Source organism: Citrobacter sp. Cpo069, from assembly GCF_030332785.1.
Lineage (GTDB): Bacteria > Pseudomonadota > Gammaproteobacteria > Enterobacterales > Enterobacteriaceae > Citrobacter > Citrobacter portucalensis.
Window position 1 is genome coordinate 26550 of sequence record NZ_JAOWHD010000028.1, and the last position, 19264, is coordinate 45813.

7 protein-coding genes, 1 other RNA gene and 1 pseudogene are annotated in these 19264 nt (G+C 54.6%); 8 read left to right on the top strand and 1 reads right to left on the bottom strand.

Features of this window, described 5'->3' with window-relative positions; translation table 11 throughout:
- Positions 1–382 precede the first annotated feature (382 nt).
- The 6 genes from OGY08_RS00940 (at position 383) to OGY08_RS00965 (ending at position 18006) form a co-directional block, all read left to right on the top strand.
- Positions 383–11617, top strand: coding sequence for a BapA/Bap/LapF family large adhesin (locus OGY08_RS00940; RefSeq protein ID WP_286565394.1), 11235 nt, complete (start codon positions 383–385; stop codon positions 11615–11617).
- A gap of 100 nt (positions 11618–11717) precedes the next feature.
- Positions 11718–13127, top strand: a complete 1410-nt coding sequence (locus OGY08_RS00945; protein ID WP_048225125.1) for a TolC family outer membrane protein — start codon at positions 11718–11720, stop codon at positions 13125–13127.
- Positions 13124–15310, top strand: coding sequence for a type I secretion system permease/ATPase (locus tag OGY08_RS00950; RefSeq protein ID WP_241176950.1), 2187 nt, complete (start codon positions 13124–13126; stop codon positions 15308–15310). Before OGY08_RS00945 ends, OGY08_RS00950 begins: the two co-directional genes overlap by 4 nt.
- A gap of 7 nt (positions 15311–15317) precedes the next feature.
- Complete coding sequence (locus OGY08_RS00955) at positions 15318–16481, top strand: beta-barrel domain-containing protein (protein ID WP_087050841.1); 1164 nt, start codon at positions 15318–15320, stop codon at positions 16479–16481.
- Between the two features lie 72 nt (positions 16482–16553).
- Positions 16554–16917: a transfer-messenger RNA gene (gene ssrA, locus OGY08_RS00960) on the top strand.
- Between the two features lie 168 nt (positions 16918–17085).
- Positions 17086–18006, top strand: coding sequence for an AbiTii domain-containing protein (locus OGY08_RS00965; protein WP_275383092.1), 921 nt, complete (start codon positions 17086–17088; stop codon positions 18004–18006).
- Positions 18007–18184: 178 nt separating this feature from the next.
- Here the strand turns inward: OGY08_RS00965 and OGY08_RS00970 are convergent, their stop codons facing one another.
- Positions 18185–18574, bottom strand: coding sequence for a HumD family translesion DNA polymerase (locus OGY08_RS00970; protein ID WP_502873268.1), 390 nt, complete (start codon positions 18572–18574; stop codon positions 18185–18187).
- 107 nt (positions 18575–18681) lie between these two features.
- Between OGY08_RS00970 and OGY08_RS00975 the strand changes: the two are divergent.
- Both OGY08_RS00975 and OGY08_RS00980 read left to right on the top strand, forming a co-directional pair.
- Positions 18682–18801 (top strand): annotated as a pseudogene (locus OGY08_RS00975) (hypothetical protein); the annotation flags it as partial.
- A 93-nt stretch (positions 18802–18894) separates the two neighbouring features.
- Positions 18895–19137, top strand: a complete 243-nt coding sequence (locus OGY08_RS00980; protein WP_047416557.1) for a DinI family protein — start codon at positions 18895–18897, stop codon at positions 19135–19137.
- The last annotated feature ends 127 nt before the right edge of the window (positions 19138–19264 follow it).

Genomic DNA, 19264 nt, shown 5'->3' on the forward strand with positions numbered 1-19264 from the left:
TTATTTAATAACACTATTATTACTGTTGTTTATTATATCAACCCTCATTTCAATTAAAATACAAAATCTTTAAATACAACAGGTTAACCAAAAACAAATCATTAAATACACACCGGAAAGTATACTTTTCAATTAGCTAAATATATTTTTAATATGGATAAGTTGCAGAATACATTCTTTCTGACTATATCATCTAATACGAAAGAACTATTCAGCTAACAGGGCCCGAACGTATTTGATAAGTAAATGAACCTCTGCATGACCTAATCAATGTAATTACATGTGTAAATTCATCTTTATGGTGAACGGGGCCCCTGTCTGCTCATTTTCCCAGCGCGCTGTTGCGGATTAATACTCCCGACATGCCATCAGGAGTGAACATATGCGTCTACTCGCCGTTGTATCAAAATTAACTGGCGTTTCCACAAATGTTGAATCCTCTGAAGTTACGCTCAGTTCGCCTTCTATTGTGAAACTGTCCGTTTCGCGTGAGGAGGTCAGCCAGTTGACTCGCGTTAATCAGGATCTGGTTGTCACACTCCGTTCAGGTGAAACCATCACCATTAAAAATTTTTACGTCGGAAAAGGTGATGCGCAAAACCAGCTTGTTCTGGAAGACAGTAATGGCGCGCTGTGGTGGGTTCAGGATACTGATGGGGCATTCCATTTCCAGCATCTGGACGATCTCACTCCGCTAATGACTGCTGAGGGAAGCCATGAAGGCGGCGCCGTCTGGCCGTGGGTTCTTGGTGGGATCGCGGTAGCAGGCGGAATTGGCCTCGCGGCGGGTGGTGGAGGTGGCGGCGGCGGTGGCGGCGGGAGTGATAATAATGCCGGCAACGGTAATGGAGGAAATGGCGGAAATGGCGGAAATGGCGGAAATGGCGGAAATGGCAACGGTGGTAATGGGGATGGTGGTTCACCGCCAACAACAACCCCTAACATGCCTGACGTACCCGTTATCACCAGCGTAATCGATAACCAGGAGCTGATTACTGGCCCTGTTAATCAGCTGGAATCCACCAACGACAATACGCCCACTCTTCAGGGCACCGGCCCCGCAAATGCCACATTGCATATTTTTGATAACGGCGTCGAAATAGGCCAGGTCACTATCGATGCCAACGGCAACTGGTCGTTTACGCCATCCTCTCCACTCGCAGACGGTACCCACAAGTTTACCGTCAGTGCATCAGACGGTACGGGCAGCAGCGACATGTCGGACAGTTGGGAGATTATTGTCGATACGCTTGCCCCCGACGCCCCTGTGGTCACAGAAGTAACTGACGATTCAGGTTCCATTAAAGGCTTGATAGGTAATAACGGTGTAACCGACGATGCCACCCCAACACTCACAGGCACTGGTGAAGCGGGCTCTTACATCAGCATTTCTGATAATGGCATTCTGATTGGCATGGTTCAGGTGGATGACAATGGTAACTGGACGTTTACACCTGACACGCCGCTTAGCGACGGTGTTCATAATCTGACGCTGACACAAACTGACGATGCGGGTAACGTGAGCGCGGAAACGAGTGTACCGACATTCACCGTTGATACCACCCCGCCTGAAGGCGCGGTCATTTCCTCCGTAAACCTGCAAGGCACCGAGGTAACCGGTAGTGCTGAGGTAGGAAGCCAGGTCATTATCATCGGTAGTAATAATCAGGTTTTGGGGTCAACTACCGTTGATCAAACCGGCAATTTCGTCATCGCGATTTCACCTTCACAGACGCACGGTGAAGCGCTGATCGCGAAGATTCAGGACCTGGCAGGCAACGTCGGGCCAGACACGTCCTTCAATGCCACCAACTCTGGCTACCCGGGCGTACCTGTTATCATCAGCATTGTGGATGATGTTACCCCCTCAACTGGGCCATTGAACAATAATCAGGCCACCAACGACCCAACGCCTACGATCTCGGGTACCGCAGACGCCAACAGCACGGTTAACATTTATAACAACGGCGCGCTTGTTGTAAGCGTGCTTGCCGATTCCAGCGGCAACTGGACCTGGACCTCCAACACCAACTTGCAGGACGACTCATACTCCTTCACCGCCACGGCGACCAACCACCTGGGCACGGGAGGAACGTCAGCGGCATTCAATATCACTATCGATACTCAGCCACCGTCAGCGCCGGACGATCTGAACGTATCTGCCGACGGCTCTGTCGTCACCGGTACAGCCGAACCAGGAAGTACCGTGACCATAAATAATAATAACGGTCTTCAGATCGGCAGCGGCGTCGCCGGAACGGATGGCTCATTTACCATCACCATTAACCCGCCTCAGACCAATGGTGAAACCATTACCGCTATCGCCACCGATCCCGCCGTGAACCCAAGCCTACCGGAAACCGCGCTCGCGCCAGACATCACGGCCCCGCTGCCGCCAGCTAATCTGGTGATTAATCCTACAGGCGATCAGGTTACCGGCATGGCGGAACCCAACAGTAAGGTACATATTCTGGATCCTGGTGGCGCGATAATTGGAACAGCAACCGCTGGTTCGAACGGAGAATTCACCGCCACGCTGGTTCCGCCGCAGACCAACGGAGAACATCTTGTCGCCAACGCGACGGATGCGGCTGGCAATACCAGCGGCAACAGCGCGATTACCGCCCCGGATACCACGGCGCCTGACGCGCCAACCGGCGTCACCGTCGCCGGGGACGGTGGTTCTGTAAGCGGACATGCTGAAGCGGGAAGCACCGTCACTGTAAAAGACAGCAATGGTAATCAGATCGGCACAGGCCAGGCAGACAGCGGCGGCAACTTCACGGTGTCGATTACGCCGTCAAAAATGAACGGCGAAACAGTAAAAGTTACCGCAACGGACAGCAGCAATAACGAGAGTCAGCCAACTTCTGCGGTGGCTCCGGATATTACCGCCCCTGGAACGCCCATCATCACCGCCGTGACGGATGACCAGCCCATGTACCAGGGCCCTCTCAATAACGGCGACGTCACTAACGACAGCAAACCTAAACTGGAAGGCACCGCCGAAGCAGGTTCTCAGGTCAAAATTTACGATAACGGCACCCTGCTGATGACCGTTGTCGCAGATATCAACGGTAACTGGAACTATACGCCAGCCTCGGCGCTGAGCGAGGGTGCTCACATCTTCACGGTGACCGCCACAGACGCCGCGAATAACACCAGTAGCGCGGCAAGCTGGAAAATAATTGTCGATACCATTGCGCCAACTGTTCCAGTGATAACGTTGGTTAACGATGACGTTGGCAGCATTACGGGCAGCGTTGCAAATAACGGTTGGGTCACCAACGACAATACGCCAACCATCTCGGGTACCGGTGAGCCAGGTTCACTGGTAAACCTGTACGATGGCATTCAGTTATTGACGGTTATTCTTGTCGACAGCTCGGGTACCTGGAGTTATACCGTTCCGGGGAATCAGGTGCTCAGCGATCGCACCCATCAGTTTACGGTATCGGCAACTGATGCCGCCGGTAATGTCATCACCTCACCCACAGTGGTCAGCGTTACCGTAGATACCCAACCGCCAGGCGCTCCTGTCATTTTGGCTGCTACCGACGACGTTGGGAATGCACCGATCGATCTGCCTACCGGAAGCCGTTCAAACGATACCTTGCCAGAGCTGAAAGGAACCGGAACAGACGGTTCTAAGATCACTCTTTATGATGGAGCTACGCCAATTGGAAGCACGACTGTTTTGCCCGGAGGCACCTGGAGTATTCAACTCGACCAACCGCTCAGTGAAGGCACACACAATTTATCCGCTATTGCCACGGACGTTGCAGGCAACGCCAGCAATGCCGGGACCTTTACGCTAACGATTGATACCACCCCACCAGCAGCCCCGGTTATCAGCTCCGCAGAAGGTCTGATTGGCACAAATCTACAAACGCTGAGTAACGGCAGCAGTACCAAGAGCTTGAATCCCGAACTCTCCGGAACCGGCGAGCCCGGCGCGAAGATTACGATTTATGATAATGGCGGTTCCATTGGTACCGTCACCGTACAGCCAGACGGCACCTGGACATTTACCCCAACCTCACTCGCCGACGGGCCGCATAAGTTCACCGCTACAGCGACTGACGTTGCAGGCAACACGGGGATCCTATCGGCCAGCTTTACCTTGACGGTAGACAACACACCTCCCGCACAACCAGCCGCGCCAATCATTACCGACGATGTCGCTCCAGTAACAGGTGTGGTCACTAACGGCAACACCAACGATACCACGCCAACCTTTAGCGGCACGGGGAACGTCGGAGATTTGATTACCGTTTATCTGAACGGCACTCCCCCTTTGCAGGGAACGACAACAGTAGGTGCAGACGGAACCTGGAGCTTTACTCCGCCAGCACCGGTTACTCCAGGTACTTACCAGGTAACCCTCACCGCAACCGATCCTGCAGGCAACGTCAGCCAGCCATCAACAGCTATAACACTGAACATCGACACGACGCCGTCTGCGCCGCCGGTGATTATCGCCGCCAATGATAACGTCGGCGATATCATGGGTGACCTTGCACCCAACGCCGTGACCGATGACACCACGCCAACCATTCGTGGTACAGGTGTCAATGGAGACATCATCACTCTGTATAACGGCGGTACGGTGATCGGTACTGCAACGGTGGCTGGCGGCACCTGGAGTATTACTCCCGGGACTGCACTAGCAAACGGGAACTACACATTAAGCGCTACCGCAACAGACCCCGCAGGTAACGTCAGCAACAATTCAAACAGCATTTCGTTTACGGTTAACAGCACGAAGCTGACACTGCCGCAGGTAACGGATATCCAGGATAACGTTGGCGTCTTTACCGGTTCGCTAACCAGCGGCAGCGTCACGGACGATACAACGCCAACCATTAGCGGGACCGGCACACCGGGCAGTACGGTGTTAATTTACGATGGCAACAATCCCATCGCCATTGCGACGGCTACCGTTGCCGCAAACGGCATCTGGAGTGTGGATGTTCCCCTCACGCCCAACGTCACTCACACACTGACTTTCGGCGCCGTAGATAACGCAGGTAACTCACTGGCAGCAGATAACCCGCTGACGTTGTTTGTCGATACCCTGCCACCTGCAACACCAACGGTTACCAATGAAGACACTAACGGGACGCTGGTTAGCGGCACCGCCGATGCAGGCAGTACCGTCATCATTCGCAGCGGTAGCACCATTCTCGGCCAGGGGGTGGCAGACGGTTCAGGTAATTTCTCTGTCACAATTTCACCGGCACAAACAGCCGGCCAGGCGCTCAACGCCATCGCTCAGGATACCGCCGGAAATCAAAGCGACCCGACAACGTTTAACGCTGCTACCTCCAGCGTTCCGCATCCCCCAACGCTTGAGATCGTTGATGACATTGCGCCCATCATGGGGGTGATTGGCAACGGTAAAACCACCAACGACACCTTACCGCTGCTGCAAGGGACGGCCACTGCCGGGGCGACTGTTAAAATTTATATAGATGGCGGAACGCCCCCCATCACGGTAACCGCCGATGCCGTCTCTGGCGCATGGAGTTATCAGTTACCCGCCCCACTAACTAACGGTGCAACTTATAACTTCACTGTGTCGCAAACCGTCGGTGGCATACCCAGCGGTCAGTCACCCAACTACGCTATCACCATCGACACGACGGCACCGCAAGCGCCAACGATCACCAGCATTATCGACGATGTTGCCCCCGGCACTGGATCGTTGGATAAAGGGCAAATTACAAATGATTCACGTCCGACGCTCAACGGAACTGGCGAACCCGGGGCAACCATTACCCTCTACGATAACGGTATCGCTTATGCCACAACGACCGTAAACAGTAACGGATTCTGGAGCTTTACCCCGACAGCACCGCTGGGAGAAGGCGATCATCTCTTTACCGCCCGCGCAACGGACGCCGCTGGCAACCAGGGAGATCCATCCAGTGATTTCCGGATCATTGTCGATACCCTGGTACCGAATGCGCCATCTATTGTGACGGTCACGGACAACGTTGGTACGATCCAGCCCCTGACCTCAGGGCAGTTGACCAATGATAATACCCCAACGCTTGCTGGCGTTACCGAGGCGGATTCGGTTGTTACCATCCGCGATAATGGCACGGTAATCGGCACAACCACCAGCGACGAAAATGGCAACTGGAGCTTTACGCCTGCCCCAGCTCTCGGAGAAGGAAGCCACTCGCTGACTGCCAGTGTTACAGATAACGCGGGTAACATTAGCCCGACAACGCCACCATTTGTGGTCGTCGTCGACACGCTGGCGCCAGCCGCACCGAGCATTACCTCAGTAATTGACGATCAGCCCGGCAATACCGCGCTGACCAACGGACAGCTTACAAACGATGCTCAGCCTACCCTGAACGGCAAAGGTGAGATTGGTGCCATCATCACGATCCGTGATAACGGCGCTGAAATAGGTACAACTCAGGTGGACGAGTCAGGTAACTGGAGCTTCACTCCGGATGCTCCGCTGGGACAGGGGCAACATAATTTCACCGTCGTTGCCACAGATCAGGCGGGAAACACAGGCGGAGCCTCCTCTTCGTTCACGGTACTGGTGGATTCAATTGCCCCGTCTGCACCGGTAATTCTGACCGTTCAGGACAATACCGCGCCGACAACCGGGCCAATCTCCAACGGGCAAATCAGCAACGAAAGTCGCCCGGCGCTCAGCGGTACCGGTGAAATTGGCGCGACCATTACCGTGCTGAGCGATGGTCAGCCGATTGGCACCACCATCGTCGGCGCAGGCGGAAGCTGGAGTTTTACGCCCTCCGCGGCATTGGGTAACGGCCAGCATACTCTGACCGTCACGGCTACAGATAGCGCAGGCAATACCAGTCTGCCTTCTGGTGGCTTTACCTACACCGTCGATACTCTGGCACCGACAGCACCAGTGATTACTCAGGTTGCGGATGATGTCGGCCCGCTGATCGGTAATCTGAACAACGGTCAGGCCACGAACGATCCACTCCCGACGCTTAGCGGTACGGCTGAAGCCAATTCCACGGTGAGAATTTACGATAACGGATCGTTTATCGGCTTTACCACAGCGGATGGTACGGGCGCCTGGACCTTCACACCGGGAACCCAACTTGGCAACGGTAACCACGCGCTGACGGTAACAGCCACCGACGCGGCCGGAAACGTCAGCCCGACATCTGCGGGATTTAACATCGTTGTTGATACCGTCGCCCCGCTTGCGCCAACGATTATCCAGGCGTTTGATGACGTGCAGCCGGGAACCGGAACGCTATCGAACGGAGCCTTTACCAACGACACCCGTCCCGTACTCAGCGGTTCAGCGGAAGCCGGTGCCCGGGTAGCCATCTACGATAATGGCACGCTGCTGGCAACGGTGACTGCAACGATAGACGGCACCTGGGAATATCTGACCACCACACTTGGCAACGGTCAGCATGTGTTTACCGCCATCGCCACCGACGCCGCCGGGAACGTGAGTCCTGTCTCAGGTGGGTTTACGATTAATGTCGACACCATTGCACCATCCATCCCGCTGCTGGTCTCTGTGGTGGATGATATCGCAGGCGGCGTGTTCAATGCAGCGCTCAGCAACGGACAGCTGACCAACGATGCACGCCCGACGCTGAACGGCACCGCCGAGGCAGGCAGCACCATCAGCATCTATGACGGAAGCACCCTGTTGGGTACCGCGCTGGTGCAAAGCAATAACAGTTGGTCGTTTACCCCAACCACACCGCTGGCTAATGGATCTCACACCTTCACAGTCACCGCCACTGATGCGGCGGGCAACACCAGCGGCGCGACGGCAGGCTTTAGCGTGGTGGTTGACACCACGGCGCCGACGCAGCCTTCAATCAGCAGCATTATTGACGATATTGGGCCAAACACCGGGCCGATTGGCAGCAATCAGCCGACCAACGACGCGCGCCCAACGTTAAACGGCATCACGGAAGCCAACGCGCGAGTTGATATTTATGATAACGGCAGCTTTGTCACCAGCGTAACGGCGGACGGCAGCGGCAACTGGAGCTACACCCCTACTACCGCGTTGGCACAAGGTACCCACTCGTTTACCATCACTGCAACGGACAGTGCGGGTAATACCAGTGGCATATCGTCTGCGGCAGCGATCGTGGTCGATACCGTTGCCCCGGGTATCCCAACCGGGCTGGCGGTAAACGCCAACGGCACCGCGCTCACCGGCGTTGCCGAACCAAACAGCACGGTCATTATTACCTCCAGCGGCGGAACGGTGCTCGGCACGGCAACCGCCAACGCCTCCGGTAATTTCACCTTCACTCTGAACCCACCGCAAATCAGTGGGCAAACTCTGCTGGTCAGCGCACAGGATGCCGCAGGCAACATCGGTACGGCGGGTAACGTGCTGGCACCGTTTACCGGCGTACCGCCTGCGCCTGTTATTGCCAGCGTGCTCGATGACGTCGGCACTATCATGGGACCCGTCGCTCCCGGTAAAACCACCAATGACACCCTGCCAACGCTCAGCGGAACGGCGCAGGCTAACGCCGTCATCAATCTGTACAACAACGGCGTGCTAATGGGCTTCACGACCGCAGACAGTAACGGGATCTGGAGCTTTACCCCATCCGGTGCACTCAGCGAAGGTAACCATGCGTTTACCGCCACGGCAACCAACGCCAACGGCGCAAGTGGGTTGTCCGGTTCGTTCAGCGTGATCGTGGACACCACGCCACCGACCGCGCCAACGCTCCTGATCAGCGCCGATGGCGGTACCGTCAGCGGCGTCGCCGAAGCGGGAAGCACGGTCACCATTTCTCTGCCCGGCGGCACCAGCGTGACGGCAATCGCCAACAGCAGCGATGTCTACAGCGTCAACCTGCCGGTTCGCCAGATTGAAGGGCAGTCGCTGTCCGCCACGGCGACCGATGCGGCGGGAAATACCTCATCGCCGACAAACGCTCTCGCACCAGTATTGCCGCTGCTGGCTGAAGACAATGTCACCAGCCTGCCGCTACAAACCGATGTCACCGTCAGCACCGAGCATCAAAGCGATTATGGTTTCCTGTTGGTCAATGCGCTGGGAAATGTCGCCAACGTGCTGGGGAACGATACGGCAAGCGTGAATTTCAGCATCGCTTCTGGCGGCAGCGGATCCATTACAATCAATGCCGCAGCGACCGGCGTAGTGCTGTCGCTGTTAAACACACTTGAAGTCGTCATCCAGCGCTTTGACACCGCGCTGAATGCCTGGGTGACGGTGGTGGATACCGGAAAACCAGACTTTGCCAGCCTCCTCACTCTGGGCGCCTCAGGCGTAACGCTCAATTACAGCGGACTGACTGGTGGTGATTACCGCGTGGTCAGCTACAACACCAACCTGCTGGCGACCGGAGCATACACCAGCCTTGATGTCTCTGTGGTAAAAGCTAGCGCAGGAACCATCACCGGCGGTACTACCGAGTCTGGCAATATCATCACCGATATCGATCCCGCCAACGGGCAGGATAATGCCCCTTCCGGCACGCTGGTTACCGCCATCACCGACGGTAACGGCAACGTCGTGAACATCCCGTCGGGCGGCATTGATGTGCAGGGGAAATACGGCATCCTGCATATCAATCAGAACGGTAGTTACACCTATACCCTGACCAATACGTCAATCTCGGTGTATGGCCGTTCCGAAAGTTTCACCTACACGCTGACGCATGGCAGCGATCACTCCTCGGCAAAACTGGTGGTAACGCTCGGTCAGGCGCCCACCACCAGTACGGTAACCGCGGCAGACGATGTGGCTGCGCTGACTTACGGGACGCAGGTCATTGCGGTTGATCATGGCACATCACAGCAAACCGGCTTCACCCTCGCCAACGTCGGACTGGGTAATGTGCTGGATGTCAGTCTGGTTAACGGTTTAACCAATCCGATCAAATTTAATGTGGATGATGGCGTAACCCGCACGCTGACCGTCAAGGCCAGCGTTCTCGGCGTCACGGTTGGCGGTTTTGATCTCTATGTTTATCGCTTCAACGAATCCATTCAGCAGTATGAGCAGTTCCGCGTGAAGCCCAACTGGGTCACGGCGCTGCTAGGAGGTAGCTCAACGGATTACACCATCACCCTGCCTGGCGGTGACTATCTGTTCCTGCTTAACGCCTCCGGCGGTCTGACGCTGCTGACCAGCTATACCCTGAATATCCAGGCCGATCACACCTACGCCGTCGACAGCCTGAGTGCGACAACCAATGGAAACCTGCTGGTCAACGACTCGGCTCCGGCCAATACCGTTATCACCGAAGTTAACGGTGTCACCGTAAACGGAACGGGTACAACCACCATTAACGGGCAGTACGGCACGCTGACTATTGATGCGAAAGGGAACTACACCTACACGCTGAGAAGCGGACTGGGCGCAGACGGTATCAATACGCCGGACAGTTTCGTGTATAAGGTCAAAGCGCCAAACGGCGATACCGGCAGTGCATCGCTGAATATCAAACCAACCCCACAGGCGCTGGATGCAGTAAATGACGTCAGCAGCACGATGGCGGTTAGTACCCAGGCGGATACTTCCCGGTCGTTTACCGACGACAGCGTCGGGAACGCCAGCTGGAGTGCCCAACTCCTTTCACCCACCTCAAAAAGTGGTACTGGCGTCATTGAAATCGCTACGGGAACGGCGGTGCAAAACGCCATACTGCATTTTAACGTCGCGTCAGGTCTGACGCTGGGCGGGCTGACCGTCACCTGGGCGCTGTATGACAGCAACAACATCAAGATTGCCGGTAACTCTTTCAATGGCGGATTGCTGGTTGGTGGCAATATCGATATAGCCTTGAGCGGGATCGTACTGCACCCCGGCAACTATCGCCTCGACTATACCGGAAGCGTCGGGGGGCTGGGGCTGGGGAATATCACCATCACCCCCAGCGTGAAAGGTACGATAATCGACCTGCAAAACTTCGAGACTTCCACAGCGAACAGTGTCACCGGCAATATTTATGACGGAGACCATATTGCCAGCGTGCATACCTTGCTGACGGTGAACGGCACGGGCGGCAGTACCGTCACGCTTGATCCGCTGAGTAGCACGACCAGCGCCATCATTAACGGGTTGTACGGCAAACTGACCATTGGCATTGATGGTCATTACACCTATGCCCTCAACAGCGATGTCTCGCTCTCCACCATCGTCACCAAAGAGACATTTACCTACACCCTTAACGACCAGAATGGCCATACCGATACCGCTACGCTGACCATCAATATGAATCCGCAAGTGGTGAGTACCGTCGATGCCGATCGCCTGACTGGCAGCGCCTACGGCGATACGCTGATTTATCACCTGCTCAACGCCAACGACGCTACCGGCGGCAACATTAGCAATGGTGCTACCGACACCTGGACCAACTTCTCACTGGCCCAGGGTGACAAAATCGATATCGGCGACCTGCTGGTGGGCTGGAACGGGCAGAACGCTACGCTCGGCAACTACCTCACCGTAACCACCAGCGGTAACAACACGGTGATTGCCATCGACCGCGACGGTACGGGCAACACATATCACTCAACCAATCTCATAACGCTGGAGAACGTACACACCACGCTCGATGAGCTGGTGCAACAAAATCACATCGTGCCCTGACGTTAACGCAATGCGTTAAAGCGCCATAACTACAGCCCCGGATGCCATGACGTCCGGGGCAATAACAGTCGTCGCTGCCGTATTTTGTAAGGGATAAACTATGAGAAATGTCGCGCCTGTTGCATTACTTCTGGCATTAACGCTCTGTACCCTGCGGGTGAATGCCGAAGATGAACCGCAAATTATTACGCCGGAAGGACTGGCCACCAGCCAGATGCTTCCCTCGCTGGACGGCGCGGTTGCCGATCTGCCGCTGAGCGCTGCCGCACCCGGCAACCTGATGCTCAACGACGCGGTAAGTCGTGCCGTGAGCTGGCATCCTTCTATTCGTGAATCGATCGGCAAACTGCTTTCGCAAAACGAACAGATCGACGTGGCGAAATCGAAATATTACCCGCAGGTTTCTGCCGGAATGAATAACGGTTACAGCAATACCTATACCGACCACGGCTTTAGCCCGGCGCTGGTTATTTCGGTGTCACAAATGCTGTACGACTTCGGCAAAGTGGCAAGCCAGGTCCGCGCCGAGACCGCCGGAGCCGCACAACAGCAGGCGAATGTGTTACTCAGTATTGATACCATCGCCCACGCAACCGCCAACGCGATAGTCCAGGTGCAGACGTGGCAGCAAATGGTGGACGCCGCCGAAGAACAGCTCACCGCCTTAAACGACATTGGTCGACTGACCCGACAACGCAATGATGAAGGGGCAACCTCGCTGTCCGACGTGGTACAAACCGATGCGCGTATCGAGTCTGCACGTTCTCAGCTGGCGCAGTATCAGGCCAATCTCGACAGCAGTAAGGCCACATTGATGAGTTACCTCGGCTGGAACTCACTTAACGGCATCAGCAACGAATTCCCGGCCAAACTGGACAGCAGCTGCGATGTGGTCAAACCGGAAGATAAACTGGTTCCCGCGGTACTGGCGGCCTGGGCACAAGCGAATGTGGCACAGGCAAATCTCGATTACGCCAACGCGCAGATGACGCCCACCATCTCTTTGGAACCGTCGGTTCAGCATTATCTCAACGACAAATACCCCAGCCATGAGGTGCTCGACAAAACCCAGTACTCCACGTGGGTAAAAGTTGAGATGCCGCTGTATCAGGGGGGCGGACTCACCGCCAGGCGCAACGCCGCCAGCCATGCGGTAGAGTCTGCACAATACTCCATCCAGCGCACCCGACTCGAAGTACGACAAAAATTACTGGAGTCCCGCAGCCAGGCAATTAGCCTCGCCACCGCCCTGCAGATTCTGCGCCGCCAGCAGCGACTGAGTGAACAAACGCGCGAGCTTTATCAACAGCAGTATCTGGACCTCGGTTCGCGCCCGCTGCTCGACGTGCTTAACGCCGAGCAAGAGGTGTATCAGGCCCGTTTTGCCGAACTCCAGACTCAAAACCAGCTGCGCCAGCTCCAGCTGAACTGCCTCTATAACACTGGCTCGCTTCGCCAGGCGTTCGCCTTAAATAATCGCAGCATTCAATCGGTGGAGATCAAGCTATGAGCGACCTCGATTCACATGCAAAAGATGCGATTAGCGAACACGCTCTTAGCCAGTGGGCGCAGGCGATGACGCATATTGCCAATCACTATCGCGTGGCCTGTTCTCCCGGCGCAATCCAGGCCAACGCCCCGTGGTTTGCGGGAAAAAGCCGGGCAACGGCCCTGTCGCAACTGGCGCGTCAGGCGGGACTGTCATTTCATGCGCTGGATACCGCCACGCAGGTATTCGGTCAGTGGCGTCTGCCGGTGGTGGCGGAACTGCGCGACGGCCAGCTAATGGTGATAGAACATTTCAACGGCGAAGATGCACTGGATGTGTTTATCATCGCCGAAGAGGGCCAGCGTAACCGGCTCACGGTCGCAGAGCTTCTGCCGGAGATCGTGAGTATTACCGCGCTACGCCCGCTGTCGGCGCTGAAGGACAGTCGGGTAGACCGCTATATTTCGCGCTTCAAGCCCGACTGGATGCGCGAACTGGTGTTAAAAGACATTAGTCCTTATCTGCCGGTCATGATTGCCGCCTTTCTGATTAACGTTCTGTCGCTCGCCGGGATTATCTTTTCTATGCAGGTTTATGACCGGGTGATCCCCGCCCAGTCTTATCCAACGCTGTATGTTCTCTCCACTGGCGTTCTGGTGGCAGTGCTGTTTGGCTTTTTGCTGCGCGAAGCGCGTACCCACATAATGGACCTGCTCGGAAAACGTGCCGATATGCGCATTTCCGATCGCGTGTTCAGCCATGCATTGCGCCTGCGCAACAGCGCCGTCCCCCGCTCGACGGGGAGCTTCATTTCTCAACTGCGCGAGCTGGAACAGGTTCGCGAGATGATCACCTCCTCAACCATGTCGACCATTGTCGATCTGCCGTTTTTCTTTTTGTTTATCGTGGTGCTGGCTTTTATCGCCCCGCCGCTGGCATGGATAGCTCCCGTCGCGGCCCTGCTGATGATCCTGCCCGGTTTGCTGTTACAGAAAAAGCTGGCGGTGCTCGCCAACCAGGCTGCCCATGAATCCACCCTGCGCAACGCGGTCCTGGTCGAGAGCGTTCAGGGGCTGGAAGACATCAAGCTGATGCAGGCGGAAAACCGCTTTTTACAGCAGTGGAACAGCTACATCCGCATTACCGGAGAGTCCGGGCTGCGCACGCGCAGGCTGACTCAGGGGCTGATTGGCTGGGGCATGTCGGTACAAAGCCTGGTCTACGCCGCCATCATTATGTTCGGCGCGCCGATGGTCATTGAAGGCACGATGACCACCGGGGCCGTGGTAGCCGCCTCGATGCTCGGTTCCAGAATGATTGCCCCAATGGCTAATCTGTGCGGCGTGCTGGCCCGCTGGCAACAGGTCAAGGCTGCGAAGATGGGGTTAGACAGCATCATGCAGCTTCCCACCGAAACGCAGTACGACGAAGACCGGGTGCATCAGGAGATTTTTCACGGTCATTATCTGTTTGAGAACGCACACTTTCGCTACCACAGCGACGATCAGCGCGTTCCGCTGCGCATCTCGCGCCTGGAGGTCATGCCCGGCGAGCGCGTGGCAATCCTCGGGCGTAACGGTGCCGGGAAATCAACCCTGCTGCAAGCCATGGCGGGCGGTGTGGAGATTATCCAGGGCGATGTCCGGCTCGACAACCTGAGTCTGGCGCAGATCGATATGGCTGATTTACGCCGTAACATCGGTTTTCTTAGCCAGAACGCGCGGCTGTTTTTCGGCACCCTGCGCGAGAACCTGACCCTCGGCGCACCGCATGCCAGCGACGCGCAGATCTTCGAAGCGCTGGAGGTCAGCGGCGCGGCAGCTTTCGTTAAACAGCTCGCCAAAGGGCTGGCGCATCCCATTATGGAGGGCGGCAACGGTTTGTCCGGTGGACAACGGCAGTCGATCCTGCTGGCAAGAATGCTGCTGCGATCGCCCAATATCGTGCTGCTCGACGAACCCAGCGCCTCGCTGGATGAACATACCGAGCGGGAGTTTATTCAGCGCCTGAACCAGTGGCTGGGCAACCGCACATTGATTGTCGCCACTCATCGCGTACCGGTTCTGGAGCTGGTCGAACGCGTGGTGGTATTAAAAGAAGGCCAACTGGTTATGGATGCCCCGAAAGCGCAGGCATTAAATGTGAGCCGGGCACCCGCCCCAACTCACGGTCGGGAGTGGAAAAATGAAAACCAATCCGCATGATGCCGCCATGGACGACCTCGATATCCGCCGCGAGCACCGTTTTTCCGGGGCCAGCCGTATTATTCTGCTCAGCACCCTGCTGTTTGCCGTCCTGGGTATCTGGGCATATTTCGGCAAGCTGGATGAAGTCTCAACCGGCAGTGGAAAAGTGATCCCCAGCTCGCGAGAGCAGATCTTACAGTCGCTGGATGGCGGCATTCTCGCCGAGCTTACGGTACGCGAGGGAGATAAAGTGCAGGCCAATCAAATAGTCGCCCGCCTCGACCCCACCCGTTCTGAGTCCAATGTTGGGGAGAGCGCCGCCCGTTATCGCGCCTCACTGGCTTCCAGCGCAAGGCTTAATGCCGAAGTTAACGATCTGCCGCTGGTCTTTCCCGATTCACTGCGCGCCTGGCCGGATCTCATCGCCTCCGAAACTCGCCTGTATAAAAGCCGCCGCGCGCAGCTTGCGGATTCAATGGCAGAACTGCAAGATGCACTGGTCTCAGTAAATAAAGAACTGGCCATCACCCAACGGCTGGAGAAAAGCGGTGCCGCCAGCCACGTAGAAGTGCTGCGCCTGCAACGACAAAAAAGCGATCTGGGATTAAAAATCACCGACCTGCGCTCACAATATTTCGTGCAGGCGCGGGAAGCGCTGTCAAAGGCCAACGCCGAAGTGGATATGCTGGCGGCGATTTTAAAAGGACGCGAGGATTCCGTCACCCGCCTGACCGTACGCGCGCCGATGCGCGGTATTGTGAAAAACATCCAGGTCACCACCATCGGCGGCGTTATCCCGCCCAACGGCGAGATGATGGAGATTGTGCCGCTGGACGATCATCTACTAATAGAAACCCGACTGTCACCGCGTGATATCGCTTTCATCCATCCCGGCCAGCGGGCGCTGGTGAAGATAACCGCCTATGACTACGCCATTTACGGCGGGCTGGAAGGCGTAGTCGAAACCATCTCCCCGGACACCATTCAGGACAAAGTGAAACCGGAAATCTTCTATTACCGCGTGTTTATCCGCACCCATCAGGACTTCTTACAGAACAAACTGGGACGCCATTTCTCCATCGTACCGGGCATGATTGCCACAGTGGATATAAAAACAGGTGAAAAAACCATCGTCGACTATTTAATCAAACCGTTTAATCGCGCAAAAGAAGCGCTGCGCGAGCGCTAAATCCTTGAGGATTAGGGGTTGCGGGGGCTGGTCACGCGTGTCACAAGTCTGTTATACTTGCTCTAACACATTGGGGCTGATTCTGGATTCGACGGGATTCGCGAAACCCAAGGTGCATGCCGAGGGGCGGTTGGCCTCGTAAAAAGCCGCAAAAAAATAGTCGCAAACGACGAAAACTACGCTTTAGCAGCTTAATAACCTGCTCTGAGCCCTCTCTCCCTAGCTTCCGCTCTTAAGACGGGGATCAAAGAGAGGTCAAACCCAAAAGAGATCGCGTGGAGGCCCTGCCTGGGGTTGAAGCGTTAAAACTAATCAGGCTAGTCTGGTAGTGGCGTGTCTGTCCGCAGGTGCCAGGCGAATGTAAAGACTGACTAAGCATGTAGTGCCGAGGATGTAGGAATTTCGGACGCGGGTTCAACTCCCGCCAGCTCCACCAATCATGATTGGACAGTGCTAGGACAGCACTAACAAAAACAGGAAGTTAGCAGTCTCAGCAGGACACCGACCAGACGGTGAGGGGACAAAAAAGGATACGCAAAGGAGCCGCGGCTCCCGAGTGACATGAAAGCCCGCTTACGCGGGCTTTTTTATGGGAGTAACGACCATGAATCAGCTTGAAGAAATCATACAGATACTCAGTTCAGGAAACGAAGGCGTAACAAACGCTCTTCTGAAAACTAAGATCCTTCTTTTTTCAATAGGCAAAAAAGAGCTTGCTGCGTGGGTCAATTATGAGATCAATGGCTATCCAGATAATGCTCAACTTCCTGACTACAGAATCGTATCCACCAGAATACTAGCGGATCTCAACAACGGGGTTCGCCACTATAATGCCTTCCCATTGCCGATCGGTTATCTTGAAGACGATGACTATGAGGATGCAACTCAAAGTGAAGTCCGGTTATCCATAAGCCAAGTAGAAAACTTAGTGCTGAATGCAGGCGATAACCATACACTTCAGCAGCCAATCCCCTTAGATATTGCATACTTAAAATACTGTAAAAGTATCGAACGGGGGTATGAAATGACTCGGTGCTATAAAGAAATCGCACTACATAATTTTGTATCAATTTTAACACAAGTTAGATCAAGGTTATTGGACTTTACCCTTGAGCTTTCAGATCATGTTGATGAAATTCCTGGAGAAAAATCAATGATGGAAAAGCTTAAAAATATTGATACCGCATCGCTATTTCATAACTCTATTTTTGGTGATAATACAGTTATTAATTTTGGTAATGAGAATAATATCTCGGTTACAAATAACATTTCAAAGAATGATCTTGAGTCGTTAAAAAAATATTTAACGGAACAAGGATTCTCTCAAGATGATGTCCGAGATTTAGAAATAGCGATTACTTCAGATGGTCCAATTGCACCCAGAAACGGAAATTATGGGCAATCCGTAAGTAACTGGCTTGCTAATGTCGTTGGAAAAGCAGCGAATGGTGCAATGGGAATAGGAATTGCCGTCGTTACAGAAGTGGCCACGTTAGCCTTAAAAAAATACTACGGCTTAGAGTAGCCGACATGGGGTGTCGGGGGTCGGAGGTTCAAATCCTCTCGTGCGACCAAAAATCCTCGAAGAACCAGCCTGTTACGGCTGGTTTTTTATGCCTGTTTTCTGAACGGGGAAGCAACGGGGAATAATCGGGGAAAAACCCCGACTCAAAACATCGACTTTATCGTAAAGTTTCAACTATTCACATCACCGGGCAGTCATCAAATTCCGCGTTCCTGGCATCATTAATGATGTACGTGATAACTCCAAATATTGCGTGTGAGGAATTGTAACCGTCATCATCTGCTGGCAGCGCCTCCCTTCTCCCGTTCTCCAGATTAACCAGGTGGGGCTGAGGATGAGTCCGATATCGCTTGATCCTGAATTCCCCGTCTATCGCGCATATCAGCAGCGAGCCATCACAGGGAGAAAGTGACGCATCAACAACAAGCAGCGCCCCCTGAATTATCCCTTCCCTGAAATGTGAACGCGATGCCCGCATGAAATAAGTCGCTGCGGGCTGACTGATTAGCTGCTGGTCGAGAGAGATCCTTGTTTCAACGTAATCTGCCGCAGGTGAAGGAAAGCCCATGGCTAGAGTCCTCCGTTTGGATTGAACAGCTGGAAGGTACGGTTCTCGCCTTCCTGCGTTGATATATCGCGGAATGTTGTCACATACCACTCGATCCATTCGTTGGCCTGCTTCATCGTCCAGTTCCAGTTAACCTTACTCAGTTCCTGGACAAACCGCTGAGTGGTGACGGTCTTCCGGCCATTTGGTTCCTGATGTATCGAAGCATACCAGGCTATTTCAATATCGCTGCGTCGTGGCATCATTACGCCCTCTCTTGAATACCGGATAAAAACACAGTATAAATACTGTATATCCATCCAGTAAAGAGGCAATGAGCAATGTTCGTGGAACTCGTTTATGACAAAAGGAATTTTGATGGTCTGCCCGGTGCAAAAGATATCATTCTGGGCGAGTTAACTAAGAGGGTTCACCGGATTTTCCCCGACGCTGATGTCAGGGTTAAACCGATGATGACACTGCCGGCGATCAATACTGACGCCAGCAAGCATGAGAAAGAACAGATAAGCCGTGCTGTTCAGGAAATGTTTGAAGAGGCTGATATGTGGCTGGTTTCAGATTAAACACCTTGAACCGTCATATTGCTTAAGTACAATCCGCCGTGACTGGCAATCATTCAATACTCGCACTATCGAACGTTCGCCAGTCGGCCGCAATCATGTTCTTGCATACGGCGTGGTTGCGGCAACC

Coding starts and splice junctions, on each gene's coding strand:
- OGY08_RS00970 (WP_502873268.1), bottom strand. CDS start 18,574: ATGGGCTTTCCTTCACCTGCGGCAGATTACGTTGAAACAAGGATCTCT.
- OGY08_RS00965 (WP_275383092.1), top strand. CDS start 17,086: ATGAATCAGCTTGAAGAAATCATACAGATACTCAGTTCAGGAAACGAA.
- OGY08_RS00945 (WP_048225125.1), top strand. CDS start 11,718: ATGAGAAATGTCGCGCCTGTTGCATTACTTCTGGCATTAACGCTCTGT.
- OGY08_RS00940 (WP_286565394.1), top strand. CDS start 383: ATGCGTCTACTCGCCGTTGTATCAAAATTAACTGGCGTTTCCACAAAT.
- OGY08_RS00980 (WP_047416557.1), top strand. CDS start 18,895: ATGTTCGTGGAACTCGTTTATGACAAAAGGAATTTTGATGGTCTGCCC.
- OGY08_RS00950 (WP_241176950.1), top strand. CDS start 13,124: ATGAGCGACCTCGATTCACATGCAAAAGATGCGATTAGCGAACACGCT.
- OGY08_RS00955 (WP_087050841.1), top strand. CDS start 15,318: ATGGACGACCTCGATATCCGCCGCGAGCACCGTTTTTCCGGGGCCAGC.